Genomic DNA, 16,395 nt, shown 5'->3' on the forward strand with positions numbered 1-16,395 from the left:
TGTTTTTTCCCAGTGGATGACAGGTAGGCTCGACTTCGGCTGCAACGATGGTGGAGGTCAGGCCCCTGCCGCCATGTCCTGCCCAGTCTGCAGGCACATCTTCAATAGAAGTGCTCAAGTCGGTCATGTTAACGCGAAAAATTTTGTCTGCCATTGTAATTCTCCTGATGATTTGATTGGTTTTGCTGCATATTGTTTGGAAATCATATTCCACGCACCACGGAACATGATGCAATTACACGGTGTGGAGTCGTAGAGCTTGCCCCGGCGATTTTATTGTTTAAAGGAAATAGTTGTTGTACATCCTGAACTGTGTTTTTGAATGGGGTCTTGTCGTTTGCCGGCGGTCTGTGAAGGAAAGGCGGTAATAAAATTAAGACTCACTGCCGAGCACTTTGTTGATGATCATCTGTTTCGTATGGGTATCCGGTTCCGGATTCTGCCAACTGATGAATTGTTTTTTTACTCGCATGAAGTCACCGTTATCTGCTTTGCACTGTTCGCAAATTGATTCGGCATTATCTCTATACATAATTACTTTGCTGGCTGGATCGCCGGCAGGATTGACTGCAGCCATTTTTATGCAACCGCAATCAAGGCGGATGACTGCAACACCTATTCCTTCCGGGCTACCTTCAAGTATTGCTTCAATCATTGCCTGTTCGCCTTTGTTAGCCTGCAACAGGTCGTTTTGTTTGTTAATTCTTTTGGCCATTGTAATTGGTGTTCCTGTTTGGATGGGTAATTGTGAGTTATTCTATTCACTAATAGCTGGTTGAGCAATAAGAAAAAGAAGAGTTGAACATAAGAATAGCCGCCATCGTGGACTTATCGATGCGAGCTTGCTTTTTATGATAATTAAAAAGAGTATAATACCTGATATGTTTAATCTTGACAAAGTATTGCCGGTCAGGTAGAGGGGAAGCACTTTTTTTAAGTTTTAAATCTTGCTCCAGCAAGGTTGAAAGTATCAATGTGATGTGACGTAGTATCTTAATTTTTTTTGGAGGTTTTTATCATGTGGGAAATAGTAGTCGACAAAGATAAATGTTCTGGTGATGAAGAGTGTGTAGCAGCTTGTCCGGCTCAGGTGTTTGAGATGGTAGACGGTAAAGCTGAGCCTGTAGAAGCTGATGAATGCCTGGGTTGCGAAACCTGTGTTGAAGTTTGCCCTGAAGATGCTATCACTGTAACCGAAGTGTAAGTTACTTTTTCGATAGTTTGCTTTATGATAAGCCCATCCCTGACGGGATGGGCTTATCCTGTTTTTAGAGGGACTTACAGTGAGTTATCTGCAAGTCCCTTTACTGCGTCTAGGAGACTGCCCGAAAATGTCCTTTTTCCCCATGTCAGCGTTATTTTCTAGAAATAATGCTCTCAATATTGTTTATATGGCTGCGCTTATTTTTATAAAATGCCTCGATCTGAGAAAAAATTGCTATTCTCGGACAATATCCTAGAGAGACCTTTGTTTAAGCCTGGCGTTCATCGATCGGTTCATCTCTTTGCCGCCCCTTTTTTGTGGACAACTATTGGGGGGATGCTTATTTATCGTGGCTATGGGTGGATAGACCCGAACAATCGTATTTTTTTCCTGTTGCTGGCTTTTTTTGTCGGTTCGCTTAAATCGTTTTTGATTCTCGATAAGGTTGCTGCAAAGACCATTAGTCGGATTGACACTTTTCAGGATAATACCTGCCTCGGTGCCGTGTTTTCATGGAAGACGTGGCTGCTTGTAGGGTTGATGATGTCTTGCGGGGTGTTGTTGCGAACATTTTTTACCCCTGGAACCATATTGGGCGCCGGATATTGTGCCATCGGATGGGCTCTTTTGTTCTCCAGCCGTCAGGGCTGGTTTGCATGGTTTCGAATAGGTATGCTGTAATGGAATCGCTGAATAAAATAACCATTAGTGCCGAGGCTCTCAGGCACAATTTTGCCGTCTGTCGTCATCATGCAGGTGATGCCGGTATTCTTGCCATGGTTAAGGCCGATGCCTATGGACACGGTATGATTGAATGTGCCGGTATATTTGTAGAAGAGGGCGCAGTTGCTCTTGGCGTTGCTGAAGTCGTTGAAGGGATAAAACTACGTAAAGCAGGTTTTACTGTGCCTGTTTTTATTCTCGCCGGTATTATTAACCAAACATCGCAAGCGGCAGTTGAAAATAATCTAACCCCTGTTGTCGTCGATAACTCGGCGCTTGGAGAGCTCAATAAGTACGCCCGAAGGGCAGGTAAAGAAATCGATATCCATGTCAAATTGGACGCGGGAATGGGAAGGCAGGGGACCTTGCCTGAAGGGATCGTTGCTCTAGTCAAAGAGATTGATGCGTATCCATGCTTGAATACCAAGGGTGTTCTTGCCCACTTTCCCATGGCTGATGACCGCCAATCGTCTAATTCTGATGATGTCCTGGAAACGTTTTCCAGTACTGCCAGGCTAATTGAGAAAGAAATTCCGCATCATTGTATGTATCATATAGCCAATTCGGGAGGCCTGTTTTATGTGCGCGGAGCACAGTTTGATATGGTGCGACCCGGGATTTCCCTTTACGGTTGTTATCCTGATGGAGAAACCGGCAGACAGGCAGCTACGAAAAACCTGCTTAAGCCTGCCATGTGTTTCACTACCAGCGTCATTCAGGTGCGAAATGTAGACAAGGGTGTTGGGGTGGGCTATGGGCACAGTTTCTTTACCGGCAGGCCTACTACTGTAGCAGTTATACCAGTAGGGTATGAAGACGGGTATTTAAGAAAATTATCCAATACTGCTCAGGTACTTATCAATGGACACCGGGCACCCGTCATCGGTAGAATATCAATGAATTTAACCTTGATTGATGCTACAGACGTGGGGCCTGTCAACGTTGGCGACCAAGTCGTTTTACTCGGACCGCAGGGAAGCGAAGAGATAACAGCCGATGAGATCGCCGGATGGATGGATACTATAAATTACGAAGTACTTTGCCTTTTCGGACACATGAACGATCGGGTATTTATCGACTGATTAGCCGACTGTAAAGATACTTTCAGCAGCATATCGGTGCGAATTTTTCAGGAGCATTTTACCATTTTTTGAAAACGTACCTATTTATTATAAACAATTTTGAACCTGCCACCGCCTGAGGTGATGATAAATTCGGGTTGGCTGCATGGTTAGCTTTTTTCACTAACATTTGTACCTGCATATTCCCTGTCTGCGCTTTTGCAAGTTACAGTACATCAAAAAAAAACCAGCTATTTCTTCAATATATTAAGATGATAAAGTCACAAGTTAAAGCCGTTGTTGACCGTTGTTTTGAAAAGGGACTCAGCCTCTCTCTGTGGAGTGAAAAGCTGCGTGATCGATACACCGTCGAGGTGCCAAAGCATGAAGGGCAGGGTGATTTTGCTACTAATTTTGCCATGGTTGCCGCTGGGATTGACAAGCAGAATCCCCGGCAGATTGCAGCCCAGTTTGCAGAGTTGGCCGCAGAAGAAGCGAGTATTGTCGATCGTTGGGAAATCGCAGGGCCCGGCTTTATTAATATTTTTCTCAAACAAGATGTTTGGACATCTGTTCTACCTGTTATTGAAGAGCAAGGGGAACGGTTTGGCTTATGTGAAGATGGAAAAGGAAAAAAAGTTCTGGTTGAATTTGTCAGCGCCAACCCAACCGGTCCGCTTTCCGTAGGTCATGGCCGCAATGCCATTATCGGTGATTCTGTAGCACGCCTTCTCGAAGCAACCGGATTTAACGTCCAGCGCGAATATTATTTTAATGATGCCGGACGACAGATGCGAGTTCTTGGCGAGTCAACCCAGGCAAGATATTTTGAACGTCTGGGCATGGAAAACAATTTTCCGGAAGACGGATACCAGGGGAGCTACATTTATGATATTGCCCAGGCGATGATTGATAAGGGTGGCGACACATTTAAAGATGCTGAGGTTGAGGTGTTTAAAGAACATGCCAAAAATGCCATTTTTAAAGAGATTGATGCTACACTTAAACGAATTGGTATCCGTTTTGACAGCTATTACAATGAACATACCCTCTATGAAGAAGGGATGATTGACGATGTTGTCAACACCTTTAAAGAAAAAGACCTGGTTTACGAGAAAGACCAGGCATTATGGTTTAAGACCAGTGAATTTGGGCAAGAGCAAGACAGGGTGATTATCAAGAGTAGTGGTGAACCCACCTACAGGCTACCGGATATCGCCTACCACCGGGAAAAGTTCAGACGTGGCTTTGACTGGATGATTAATGTGTTCGGTGCAGATCATATAGCGACGGTTCCTGATGTGCTTGCCGGTGTTCGTGCCCTTGGTTACGACGATGAGCTGATTACCGTGATCCTCTATCAATTTGTCACTTTGCTGCGTGGTGGCAAACAAGTTAAGATGTCGACCCGTAAGGCTACTTTTGTCACCATTGATGAGCTGGTGGATGAAGTCGGAACGGATGCGCTGCGTTTTTTCTTTTTGATGCGGAAGGCAGACAGTCAGCTTGAATTTGATTTAGACCTGGCTACAAAGCAGAGTCAGGAAAATCCGGTTTATTATGTACAGTATGCCCACGCCCGTCTATGCAGCATAGAGAGGCAGGCACGGGAGCTGGGGGTAGAATGTCCTGCCGGTGAGGCCGTTGATTTGAGTATGCTGCAAGAGGCCGAAGAGTACGGCTTGCTGAAAACAATGGCTGATTACCCGCAGCTTGTTGCCGGAGCGGCCATGGACCTTGCACCGCACAGACTTATTTTTTATTTGATGGAATTGGCTGGACAGTTCCATAGCTTTTATAATAAACATAAAGTGTTAACCGATAATGTGGACCGCAGTCAGGCTAGGCTGTATCTGTGCCGGTGCCTGAAAACCGTGTTGCATAACGGGCTTACGCTGGCCGGTCTCAGCGCCCCGGAGCGTATGTAGTTTTTTACATTTATGGCTGCAAAGAAACAACCACGATCAAGGAAAAAACCTGTTCGCAGATTTCAGTTTCAACTGAGTTGGTCAGGACTCTTCGGGGTAATTATTGTTGCCTTTTGCCTCTTTCTTTGGATGTTTATGCTGGGCGTGTGGGCTGGGCAAACTATTCTTTTACCACATGTTGGCACGAAGCCGGTTGTTGCCTTAAAAAAGGGCCACCAGTCTACTCACATGTCGCCGGCTTTGCCGGAAATTCATCCATTGAGCAAGAAAAGGCAACTGGGTAATCAGTAAAGCATAGTTGCCATTCAGCAGCACGCCACGGAGTCTGCGCTTACCTCTCTCCACGATCTGCCCGGTCGGCATACTAATGGGTAGCTGATTGGTCAGCTTATGAATATTTGGAGCACTGCTGAATGGCTATAGTATGGGGTCGGTTGACAGTTTGTAGCTCGTCCCTGATAGTTACAAGCAATGAAGGGTTTACTGCACCGGCAGTCAATCAGTGCGCTGTATGACTACCTTCGAGATTTTATAGTGTATGAGGAAACCAGCGAAATATAAGGAATCTGCTCTCTTCACATTTGTTGGGATGATCCGGCGAAGATACGTTCCTTGGCTGTGATGGATAAAAAGCAGGGGGTGCGGTATTGGGAGAGAATTGGTTCAGTGTTGTCTTGACGAGGCAAAGAGTCTGGAAATATCACAGGTTTTCGTACTCAACTATCAGGCTGATTTTTTTAAAGGCTCTGGCTTTATAGACAAGAATAAACAGGAATTTCCCAACAAGATTTGGAGTGACTGTATCCATTGTACCACGTTTCCGGATTGCGATGAGGATGCACTGATTCACATAAGCTCACCCCACCTCTATTAAATGTAATTTCTACCATTTTTTTGATCTCTCGGAGCTTGGGCTTCGAAATTGGAGAATTTTATGCTCGGAAAAGCACTTACCAAGGTTTTTGGCAGTAAAAATGATCGTATCATTAAACAGCTTCGTAAAACTATCAACACTATCAATGAGTTGGAAGCTTCTATTGAACCTCTTAGTGATGAAGAAATCGCAGCCAAGACCGTGGAGTTTCGTCAACGCCTCGAACAAGGAGAAACCCTTGACCAGTTGCTCCCGGAAGCCTTTGCTGTGGTGCGAGAAGCTGCCAGGCGGGTACTTGGAGAGCGACACTACGATGTACAGCTTATCGGTGGCATAGTGCTGCATAGCGGCAGAATTGCCGAGATGAAAACCGGTGAGGGAAAAACACTCACCTCGACTGCACCTGTGTATCTCAATGCCCTCACCGGGAAGGGGGTCCATGTGGTTACGGTCAACGATTATCTTGCAAAACGTGACGTGGAGTGGATGGACAAGGTTTACAGTTTCCTTGGCCTGACCACAGCATGTATTATCCATGAAATGGATGATGCCGAGCGCCGGGAAGCGTATAATGCCGACGTAACGTACGGTACCAACAATGAGTTTGGCTTTGATTATCTGCGCGATAATATGAAGTTTGATATTGCCGACTATTGCCAGCGTGGTTTTCATTTTGCCATTGTCGACGAAGTGGATTCTATCCTTATTGATGAGGCTCGTACGCCGCTTATTATTTCCGGGCCGGCTGAGCAGACCACTGATATGTATGTGAAAGTCGACAAGTTGATGCCTCATTTTAAAGAAGAAGAGCATTATACCAAAGAGGAAAAATCTCGTCAGATCATGCTTACCGATGACGGGGTCGCCCTGGCAGAAGAATTGCTTGGCATTGATAATCTTTACGATCCATCTAATATCAATCAGTTACACCATATTAATCAGGCTCTGAAAGCCCATTTTGTCTTCCAGTGCGATGTCGATTACATAGTCAAGAACGGTCAGGTGGTTATTGTTGACGAGTTTACCGGCCGGACGATGGAAGGCCGCCGCTATTCGGATGGCCTTCACCAGGCCCTTGAAGCAAAGGAAAAGGTGACGATCGAAAAGGAAAACCAGACCCTGGCCTCTGTTACTTTTCAGAATTACTTCCGTATGTATGATAAACTGGCAGGAATGACAGGGACCGCTGATACGGAAGCTCCTGAGTTTAAAAAGATCTATGGCTTGGATGTGGTTGTTATTCCAACCCACAAGAACATGATTCGCAAAGATTATCCCGATCTTATTTATAAGAACCAGCAGGCTAAATACCGCAATATTGTTAATGAGATAAAAGAGCTTAATCAAAAAGGTCAACCCATTCTGGTAGGAACTATCTCCATTGATATTTCAGAGAAAATATCGAAGATGTTGACCAAGGAAGGAATACCGCACGATGTGTTGAATGCCAAACAGCATGACCGGGAAGCGGAAATTATTGCAGAAGCCGGGCATGCAGGCCGGGTAACCATTGCCACCAATATGGCTGGTCGTGGTACCGATATCAAGCTTGGCGAAGGGGTTCGCGAACTTGGCGGGCTGCATATTCTTGGTACCAGCCGACACGAGAGCCGCCGTATCGACAACCAACTGCGTGGTCGCTCCGGTAGGCAGGGTGACCCCGGCTCATCACGTTTTTTTCTCTCCCTTGAAGATGATTTGCTGCGTATTTTCGGCTCCGGACGTCTTGGCGGTATCATGGACAAACTCGGCATGGAGGACGACGAGCCCATAGAACACTCTATGGTGTCGAAGGCCATCGAAAATGCCCAGCGTAAAGTGGAAGGGCACAACTTTGATATTCGTAAACACCTGCTTGAGTATGATGATGTGATGAACAAGCAGCGTGAGATCATATACAAGCAGCGTCGAGAAGTGCTGGAAAGTGAAAATGTCCAGCCCATTGTCGAGGATATGATAGCAGAGTTGGTCGATGAGATATGCGGACATATTGCAGTCGAACGAACACCTTCGGAAGACTGGAATTGGGACGAGTTTAACGAACGGGTAGCTCAGCTTTTCAATAACAAGGTAGAGTGGGCGCCTGAAGAGCTTGTTGACTTGGATTTGCAACTGCTTGTTGAAAAGTTAAACGATGCTGTCAAAGAGTGGTACAGCGGGCAGGAAGAAAAAAATGGTGTTGAGCAGATGCGCCAGCTTGAGCGGATGGTGCTGCTGCAGATGGTGGATACTCTATGGAAAGAGCATCTCCTGCAAATGGATCATTTGAAAGAAGGGATTGGTTTGCGTGGCTACGGTCAGAAAAATCCGCTTAACGAGTATAAGCGCGAGGGCTTTAATCTGTTCATGAGCATGATCGAGGCTGTGAAGCTCCAGACCGTATCAACGTTGATGCGAGTGCAGATTGTGCAAGATGATGAACTTGAACGGCTGGAAGAGGAAAGGCGGATACAGCGGGCGAAGGAGCTGGAAGAGGCGAAAAAAGCAACCAGGCCCCAGGCAGATGATCGACAGCCACAACAACGCAAGGAAGAGAAAATAGGTCGTAACGCGCCCTGTCCATGCGGTTCAGGCAAAAAATATAAAAAATGCTGTGGTGCGGCCAACTGAGAAGAGAAGTATTCCTTACTAAAAAAAGTTATCGCCGAAACACACATCTTTCATGAGAAATCCGGGTTGATATGTTTCAGGGCACAGTGGGGGATCTCTGTGCCCTGTTTGTTTTTCAGGATATTTTTCAAAGTACCTTCAGCTTGGCAACGAATATTCACGCGGCGAGCTGAAGCGGAGCACTTGATGGAGTGTGAGTCAGCCCCTGAGATCGCTGGGGTTGAAAAGATTTTGTTCCATATGCTTGATCTCATCAATCCCGGATATGACAATATTTGGATCCGGCTCAAGTTCTTTTAAGTCTATTCTCTTTTCATACTCAATATTAGAGAGCAGGTGTTTCATGCAGTTGATACGTGCTTTCTTTTTCACGTCGGACTTAATGATGGTCCACGGAGCAAGGGTCCGGTTTGATTCGTTGAGCATTTGAAATTTTTTTATGCTGTATTTATCCCAGAGCTTTTGGGCAAGGTTGTCCACCGGAGACAGCTTGTATTGTTTGAGAATATCAGTTTTTCTTGCCTCAAATCTTTTTTTCTGTTCGTTTTTTGAAACGGAAAAGTAGAATTTAAACAGGTATATTCCATCTTTGACCAGCAGTTCTTCAAATAAAGATACATCCTTTAAAAAGCGTTTGTGCTGCTCGTCGGTACAAAAGCCCATAACCGGCTCAACCATAGCCCTGTTGTACCAGGAACGATCAAACAGAACCAACTCTCCGCCAGCCGGCAGCTTTGATACATATCGTTGAAAATACCACTGACTGACCTCTTTGTCACTGGGAGCAGCTAAGGCGACCACCCTTGCGTTGCGGGGGTTAAGGAAGGCCGTTATTCGTTTGATGGTTCCACCCTTGCCTGCAGCGTCGCGGCCTTCAAAGATGGCTAGTACCCGCATGTTTGTTTTTTTTATATGCAGCTGCAGCTTCATCAGTTCAATTTGCAGCTTCTTGAGTTCGGCTTCGTATTCCAGATGGGCCTTTTTGATCCATACCGAACATCGTTTATCATCCTGTTTGGCTTGCTTGTTTTTCAGGGCAGTCCCCTCCAGGAGTTTGGTATCGATCGGACAGGATGGATTGTTTTCCTTTTTTTTCTCTCCCATGTCATTCTCCTTGTGCCGACTCCGGCTATGAAGGGTATTACCCTTGGTAAATATACATTGAGCTATTGGTTGGAACAGGGCTACTGTTCGATAGATTCCGAAGAAAATTTGCAAGAAAATAAGAAAAGATAATGCAATTTAACTGTTTGGTATTAAACATATTGTATTGAATGAATACCGATGAAACAAGAGGAGTCTACTGGAGTTAGTAATTTTTCTCAAATAAAAACTATCAAACAGCGGGGTAGCAGATATGCAGCAGTATCAGCAGGAGGTTGCAGCCTTTCTTCAAGATTGGGTCGAAACCAATGAGCACAATAAGCAGGGGTTTGAGCGGTTTTACAAACAGTTGCAGGACAAAGAAAAGGGCAGTGTTGAGTTCCATCCACGACCAGGGGTGACTTATTCCCTTCGCGGTATGACAGCCGGAAAAGAAGCTCCGGTTCTCTATGTTATGGTTGACGTAATTGAGGATGAACCACGGTGGTTATCAGTCTGTTTTTACGGTGCCATGATTACGGATCCGGAGGAAAAAGGAGCGTTTGTACCAGGTGGGCTTCTGGGGGAAGATGCGATCTGTTTTGACCTCGAAGAGTATAACCAGCTGGAATATGCTTATGTGGAGGCTCGGATTGAAGAGGCGTATGCCTCTGCTGTCAATCAATAAACAGGTCAGAGTGGGGCATTCTGTCAGTTGAGTTTCTTCCCGGTCCGAAACATTTCCTTGTAGATGGAGGGGAGATGGAGGCTGGTGATACGTTCGGCAACCGCTTCTATATCATAGGTACAACGAAAATGAGTAACCTGTACCGAGCGGTGCTGTAACTGCAAGACTGCATAACAAGCTTGCGGGTTACCATCAAACATCCTCCCGGCAGACCCCGGATTGATAAAATGTACGCCCTCGATATGTTTGTGATAGGGGGAATGAGAGTGCCCTGTAACAACGATGGTACAGGATGTGACGGCAGCAAGTTCTCTAAATCGTTTGTCCGGGGTGGTTTGAAAAAGGAATTCTTCGTGGTCTTCAGGGCTACCATGAAAAAGACACAATTTGTGTACACCATGCTTGCATGTGTATTTTTTTTTCAGGGTGCAAAGATACTGCCGATTGCTCGGGCTGAGAGCCTCAACCGCGCTGGTGTACATGATACGTTTTTCCGGCTTGCGCGGTTTTTTAAAAGTTTTCCCCTTGAGGAGTTTTATAACCTTGTCATCTGTATTGCCCCGAATGGATTGAACGTGATACTTGCGAAGCCAGCTGAGTACTTCATCCGGATAGGGGCAATAGACCGTTGAATCTCCACTGTTGCAGATGAGATCGAATTGGTCCAAGGGATGGTGTTGCGCGATGGCCTCAAGAGCAGGGAAATTCCCGTGGATATCGCTGAGTAAAAGAATTTTCATGGGTATTTTCCCGTTCCGTGATGTTGAGTAGCCCGGATTTCTCATCAATACAGTTTTTCACAGGGTAAGGCACAAGCCGCGCTGCAGGGAAGCGTAGACTCCGGTAGTAAACTACCGCAAGTGGTTTGTAACGTAGATCCTGCAGAAAAATCTCTTGACCCGGAGGGGCAACTTTTTGATTGAAACCTAAATCTTGCCACCCTTCGGGATTGTCGATTTTACCGAATCTGCTTTGTTTGCGCACACTTGAATTACTACAGTACGTCTGCGTGTACGCAGCCTCGCACCTTCGGCAAACTTTGCAATTGCAGGATTTAGGTATCAATTAATTAAGTTTATAATCAAAAAGTTCATGAGAAATTCTGGTTAAAGAAGAGGACCGACCAGAAGCGCTACATTTTCCATGAATCTTTCCCGGAAAGGACGTCGGGTGAAGAGCTCACAGTCTATTTTTCTCGCACTTTGCACATAGCTCTGTTGCAGCTCCCTCACCCTGGCGGTGAATTCCTTGTTGTAAATAAAAAGGGTCATCTCAAAGTTGAGCCAGAAGCTTCGCATATCAAGATTTACAGAACCAAACAGGCAGAAGTCGTCGTCAATGGTAATGGTTTTGGTGTGGAGCAGGCCACCGGAGAAGCCCATTATTTCTACCCCGGCTTTGGTCAGAACCTCATATCGAGCCCTGCTGGCATAATGAACCAGTCGAGAATCATTTTTTTCAGGGACAATAATGGTTACATCCACCCCCCGTTGTGCTGCAGATTTGAGGGCTGCCAGGATGGCGTTGTCCGGGACAAAATAAGGGGTGGTAAGGATGAGTTTTTTCCGCGCGGCATAAATGGTTGTGAGTAACAGGTTGTGGATGGCTCCTTCTTCCAGGTTCGGACCTGAAGGGACAAGCTGTACCAATGCGTTTCCCGATGAATCGACCGGGTGAATGTCTGAACTAGGGTACAAATCCTCTAAAGGAATGTGGTTTTCCATCATCCAGTCATAGGTAAAAGCTGCTGTCATGACTTCGACCACCGGCCCGCGGATGCGGACCATGGCATCTATCCATTTACCCACCCCTTGGTCCTGTTTGAAAAAGCTTGGGTCAACCAGGTTCTGGCTGCCGGTATAGGCTATGGTGCCGTCAATGATGGCTACCTTGCGGTGATTTCTCAGATCTATGCGAACAAAAAGTGCTCGGATGAGTCCTGCAGGTAATGCTTCCGCTATCTCTATGCCGACGGAGCGCATTTTTTCAGCCGGCGCACTGCTTAAAAAGGGTTTGCTGCCGATGGAATCAACCAGGACGCGACAGGTTACACCTCGTTTTTTTGCCTCAATCAAGGCATCGGTAACATTATCAGCCAAACCACCTTCGTTCCATATGTAAAATTGAAGAAAGCAGCTGGATTTTGCCCTGCGGATATCTGTGATGAGTTTGCGTAAAAAAGTGGTGGGTTCGCTGATGAGCTCCAAACAGTTATCCGGCATTGTGGGGATACGGACCATTGCATCTATTTGCCGGTTGATGGGGATGCATTCAGGATTAATTTGTTTCCAGTCAACTGAAACACGCTTGTAAAGTGCCTCGGTCCATTGACTTATAACAGGTTGTTCAGAAAGTATTTTTGAGGCCCTTCTCTCACCAAGTCTTACCTCACCGAACAAAAGATACATGATGGCTCCGAAAAAGGGCAGCAGCAAGATAATGATCAACCATGCAAGTGATACACTGGCAGCTCTTTTGCGCATAATGACTCGCAAAGACAGGCCTATGCGAATGGCAAGATCGGTAATGAAAATGGATGTGGTGAGTATCCAGTAAATTTTATCCATAATTATTTACGAAGGCCGCTCTAAATAACGGCACATGTTGAGGGGGGATAGGGAGAGATGAACAAAAATGGCCAATATAAATTATGTTCATCCTTTTTTTTTGTAGGTTATCTGTTAGATTACAACTAATTCTCTTTCTATTAAACTAAATATTATACAGGGCTTGTATGCAGGTTAAAGGATTTAGTGCTGCCGCCGTAAAGGCAGGCATTCGATATCAGGATCGTTTTGATTTGGGGCTTATTTATTCTCACACTCCGGCTGTTACTGCCGGTGTTTTTACCACCAATTCGGTGAAGGCGGCCCCCGTGCTGATCGATATGGATCGTTTACGGCAAGGAAGCGTACAGGCAGTACTGGTAAACAGCGGTAATGCTAATGCCTGTACCGGGGAAGCCGGCATGGAAACCGCACTGGCGATCAGTTCCTTGGTAGCCGAGCAACTTGCCATAAAAGAAGAGCTTATTCAACTTGCCAGTACAGGTGTCATTGGCGAGCCTATACCTTTTGCACCTTTTGAAAAGAATATACAAGAGTTGGTTGATACACTCTCACCTGACGGTTTTGATGATCTGGCACAGGCCATGATGACCACCGACACTTATCCCAAGACAGCCTTTACCACTGTTGACCTTGATGGGAAAACTGTTTCCATCCTCGGCGTTGCCAAGGGATCGGGCATGATCATGCCTGATATGGCAACTATGCTCTGTTTTGTGGTTACCGATGCTCAGATAGTCTTTCCGGTGTTAAATAGCATGGTTAGGGAGGGGGTGGATAAAAGTTTCAATCGGATTACGGTTGACGGTGATACCTCGACCAACGATATGGTGCTGGTAATGGCCAACGGTGCGGCCGGCAATTCGTGGATTGATGAAGAAAGTCCAGCGACTGCACAGCTGTTTGAAACTGCACTGCATGGAGTGCTCCATGATCTGGCCTTGCAGATTGTCAAAGATGGCGAAGGTGCAACTAAGGTCGTCACCATTCGAATTGAGGGCGCAAGAGAGCAGGAGGAGGCTATGAGTGCTGCCCAGACCATTGCCAACTCTGCTCTGGTGAAAACCGCTTTTTTTGGAGAAGATGCTAATTGGGGCAGAATTATCGCAGCACTGGGTCGTTCAGACAGCGTTTTTGATCAAAACAAGGTGTCCATAGCCTTTGATGAGGTGCTGCTGGTTGAAAATGGACTTGCCCTGGGCGCGGAGGCAGAAAAATCAGCGAGTGAAGTGTTGAAAAACAAAGAATTTACGGTCACTGTCGACCTCCATGAAGGCCTGGAGTCAACAGAGGTGTATACCTGCGATTTTTCATATGATTATGTGAAAATTAATGCCGATTATCGAAGCTAGGAGTACAGCGTCATGGAACATCAAGTAGTTGATAACTGGTACCTTCCCGAGACTATGGAACCGACAGCCCTGTTCAAACGGTTGAAGCGTAAGTTCGGCCTGGTTCACGAACCGGAAGTGCACCACAAAATTACCTACTGCGATTCCTTTGACTGGCGGCTTTTTGCAAACGATTACCTGTTGTCCTGTGTCGGAACGGCGTGGAGGCTGCACGATCTCCATACCGGTGAAATCATTATGGAGGAGAGCGGACCCAAGGTAAATAAGGCGTGCTTTGCCAAGGCGTTTCAAGCCGGAAGGCTACAACAGCAGTTAACAGATATTTTGGAAATGCGTTGCGTCTCACCAATAGCCTCCGGCGAAGTTACGGTACAGGAGTGCCGGCTTGTTAACAAGGATGAGAAAACGGTGGTGCGTCTTTTTCTGGAGCAGCACCAGATGACAGGTGCTGACGATAGACTGCGGGCGGTGAGGCTGGAACCGGTCCGGGGATATATAGACGAACTTGAAGCAGTACGCAGCATATTGAAACAATTTGAGCCTGTAAACAGGCCGCCTGCCTACATCGCTATGGAACAGGGGTGCACCTGTTTGGGAAGAACACCTGGTGATTATTCTTCAAAAATGGTGCTCCATCTTGATCCTGATCAGACTGCTCGTTCAGCTGTAGGCATTATCTATAAGCAGCTGCTTGAGGCAATGCATGTCAATATTCCAGGGGTTCTGGCAGACCTGGATTCCGAGTTTCTCCACGATTTTCGAGTAGCAGTAAGAAGGACCCGGTCAGGGCTTTCCTTGATTAAGGGCGTTCTTCCGCCTGCGGTAGTAGAGAAATATAAAGAGGATTTCGCGTATCTCGGGCAGGTTACCGGTCCCACCCGCGACCTGGATGTCTATTTGCTGTATGAGGATGAATATAAATCCCGCCTGCCGGAAACACTGCAAGACGGGTTGCACAGCTTTTTTGAGAATCTTGCGGCATTAAGGGCTCAGGAACAGCGAGCACTGGTCAGGGAGCTGAAGGGTCCCCGGGTCGAGGAAATCCTTTGCTCATGGCAGGCATACCTTGACAGTGAAGATACCCAGTCTGCTAAGTTTGCCGACTCGCCGGTGATTGATATTGCCACAAAAATTATTTATCGTCGCTATAAAAGAGTTCTTAAGGACGGGTTGGCCATAACCGACAAAACACCCGACCGAGAAATCCACCGTCTTCGAATCCAGGGAAAGAAATTGCGCTATGCAATCGAATTTTTTGCCTCTCTTTTTCCGGCACAAGATATTGCTACAGCCATAAAGCGTCTCAAGAAATTACAAAATTATCTTGGTGATTTTAATGATCTTTCCGTGCAGCAGGATGTGTTGCGCAACCATTTACAGGGGATTCGACCTGGATCGCGGAAGAATCTCGAGCTTGGAGCGGCTTTAGGGGCCTTGATGAGCAATCTGCACCGGGAGCAGGTGAAAGCACGCGGAGATTTTGCTGCTATTTTCGGCAAGTTTAGCAGTGCTCGCAACATTGCGCTTTTTGAAAAGCTTTTCACCTGTAAAAAGGAGGCAATATGAGCATTTTAGCGGTTTATAATATCAAAGGTGGCGTCGGAAAAACAGCAACATCCGTCAACCTTGCTTATCTCTCTGCCTCTCAAGGGGAAAAAACATTGCTCTGTGATCTGGACCCGCAGGGATCAGCATCCTATTATTTTCGTATACGGTCCCCCAAAAAATTTAATACCAAAAAACTGCTCAAGGGCGGCGAGCATATTGAAAAAAATATCCGTGGCACCGATTACCTCGGACTTGATCTGCTACCAGCTGATTTTTCGTATCGAAATATCGATATTGCCCTCGACGAGTTAAAGAAATCGACTGTCAGATTAAATAACGTTCTTCGTCCATTGCTTGCCGAGTATGATCGGATTATCCTTGACTGTCCGCCTAACCTGACTCTGCTTGCAGAGAATATTTTTTATGCTGCAGATACAATACTGGTACCGATCATTCCCTCTACCCTGTCGCTGATGTCCCTGAAACAACTGTTTAAATTTATGGAGAAAATAGGGCAGAAAAGGACCAAGGCGCTGGTGATGTTTTCCATGGTGGAAAAACGGAAAAAGATGCATATGGAACTCATGGGTGCCATGCGAAAAAGAAAGGGTGTCCTTCAGGAGCCTATTCCTTTTTTAGCCGATATCGAGCGCATGGGAATATATCGTCAACCTGTAACTGCAGCCTTACCCAATTCAAGGGCCTCACAAGCGTACAAGGCCCTGTGGGCGGAAGTCTGCCGAAATTTAGGCTAAGT

At 46.2% G+C, this 16,395-nt stretch carries 15 protein-coding genes; 10 read left to right on the forward strand and 5 right to left on the reverse strand.

Annotation, left to right across the window (positions count from 1 at the left end):
- Together JWH17_RS24355 and JWH17_RS11985 are read right to left on the reverse strand one after the other, a co-directional pair.
- Positions 1-154 (reverse strand): aldehyde ferredoxin oxidoreductase N-terminal domain-containing protein (locus tag JWH17_RS24355; RefSeq protein ID WP_205224530.1); only part of this gene is annotated, 154 nt, incomplete at its 3' end.
- A gap of 219 nt (positions 155-373) precedes the next feature.
- A complete protein-coding gene (locus JWH17_RS11985; RefSeq protein ID WP_205222863.1) occupies positions 374-715 on the reverse strand; it encodes a hypothetical protein in 342 nt (113 codons plus the stop codon).
- Between the two features lie 303 nt (positions 716-1,018).
- On the opposite strand from JWH17_RS11985, the gene JWH17_RS11990 reads away from it, so the two are divergent.
- From JWH17_RS11990 to secA, 6 genes are all read left to right on the forward strand, one after another.
- On the forward strand, positions 1,019-1,204 hold the full coding sequence (locus tag JWH17_RS11990) for an ATP-binding protein (protein WP_205222864.1): 186 nt from the start codon (positions 1,019-1,021) through the stop codon (positions 1,202-1,204).
- Between the two features lie 264 nt (positions 1,205-1,468).
- Entirely contained in the window at positions 1,469-1,885 is a 417-nt protein-coding gene (locus tag JWH17_RS11995) for a hypothetical protein (RefSeq protein ID WP_232371060.1), read from the forward strand.
- Positions 1,885-3,009, forward strand: coding sequence for an alanine racemase (gene alr, locus JWH17_RS12000; protein WP_205222866.1), 1,125 nt, complete (start codon positions 1,885-1,887; stop codon positions 3,007-3,009). Before JWH17_RS11995 ends, alr begins: the two co-directional genes overlap by 1 nt.
- A gap of 251 nt (positions 3,010-3,260) precedes the next feature.
- Positions 3,261-4,916: an arginine--tRNA ligase gene (gene argS / locus JWH17_RS12005; protein ID WP_205222867.1), complete on the forward strand. Its 1,656-nt coding sequence runs from the start codon at positions 3,261-3,263 to the stop codon at positions 4,914-4,916.
- Between the two features lie 12 nt (positions 4,917-4,928).
- Entirely contained in the window at positions 4,929-5,207 is a 279-nt protein-coding gene (locus JWH17_RS12010; protein WP_205222868.1) for a hypothetical protein, read from the forward strand.
- Positions 5,208-5,850: 643 nt separating this feature from the next.
- Positions 5,851-8,400, forward strand: a complete 2,550-nt coding sequence (gene secA, locus JWH17_RS12015; RefSeq protein WP_205222869.1) for a preprotein translocase subunit SecA — start codon at positions 5,851-5,853, stop codon at positions 8,398-8,400.
- Between the two features lie 198 nt (positions 8,401-8,598).
- On the opposite strand, the gene ppk2 is transcribed toward secA, so the two are convergent.
- The gene (ppk2, locus tag JWH17_RS12020; protein ID WP_205222870.1) at positions 8,599-9,504 is read right to left on the reverse strand and encodes a polyphosphate kinase 2; all 906 of its coding nucleotides are present in this window, start codon (positions 9,502-9,504) and stop codon (positions 8,599-8,601) included.
- Between the two features lie 253 nt (positions 9,505-9,757).
- On the opposite strand from ppk2, the gene JWH17_RS12025 reads away from it, so the two are divergent.
- Positions 9,758-10,171 carry a hypothetical protein gene (locus JWH17_RS12025; RefSeq protein WP_205222871.1) on the forward strand — a complete coding sequence of 138 codons (414 nt, stop codon included), beginning with the start codon at positions 9,758-9,760 and terminating at the stop codon, positions 10,169-10,171.
- 23 nt (positions 10,172-10,194) lie between these two features.
- On the opposite strand, the gene JWH17_RS12030 is transcribed toward JWH17_RS12025, so the two are convergent.
- On the reverse strand, positions 10,195-10,911 hold the full coding sequence (locus tag JWH17_RS12030) for a metallophosphoesterase family protein (protein ID WP_205222872.1): 717 nt from the start codon (positions 10,909-10,911) through the stop codon (positions 10,195-10,197).
- Positions 10,912-11,277: 366 nt separating this feature from the next.
- Positions 11,278-12,738 carry a cardiolipin synthase gene (cls, locus tag JWH17_RS12035; protein WP_232371061.1) on the reverse strand — a complete coding sequence of 487 codons (1,461 nt, stop codon included), beginning with the start codon at positions 12,736-12,738 and terminating at the stop codon, positions 11,278-11,280.
- 167 nt (positions 12,739-12,905) lie between these two features.
- Here cls and argJ point away from each other — a divergent pair, with 167 nt between their 5' ends.
- The 3 genes from argJ to JWH17_RS12050 are packed head-to-tail and all read left to right on the forward strand — an operon-like array spanning position 12,906 to position 16,393.
- A complete protein-coding gene (argJ, locus tag JWH17_RS12040; RefSeq protein ID WP_205222873.1) occupies positions 12,906-14,090 on the forward strand; it encodes a bifunctional glutamate N-acetyltransferase/amino-acid acetyltransferase ArgJ in 1,185 nt (394 codons plus the stop codon).
- A 12-nt stretch (positions 14,091-14,102) separates the two neighbouring features.
- Positions 14,103-15,656: a CHAD domain-containing protein gene (locus JWH17_RS12045; RefSeq protein WP_205222874.1), complete on the forward strand. Its 1,554-nt coding sequence runs from the start codon at positions 14,103-14,105 to the stop codon at positions 15,654-15,656.
- Positions 15,653-16,393: a ParA family protein gene (locus JWH17_RS12050; protein WP_205222875.1), complete on the forward strand. Its 741-nt coding sequence runs from the start codon at positions 15,653-15,655 to the stop codon at positions 16,391-16,393. Before JWH17_RS12045 ends, JWH17_RS12050 begins: the two co-directional genes overlap by 4 nt.
- Positions 16,394-16,395: the final 2 nt, after the last annotated feature.

Source organism: Desulfogranum marinum, from assembly GCF_016918565.1.
GTDB classification, from domain to species: Bacteria; Desulfobacterota; Desulfobulbia; order Desulfobulbales; family Desulfobulbaceae; genus Desulfogranum; species Desulfogranum marinum.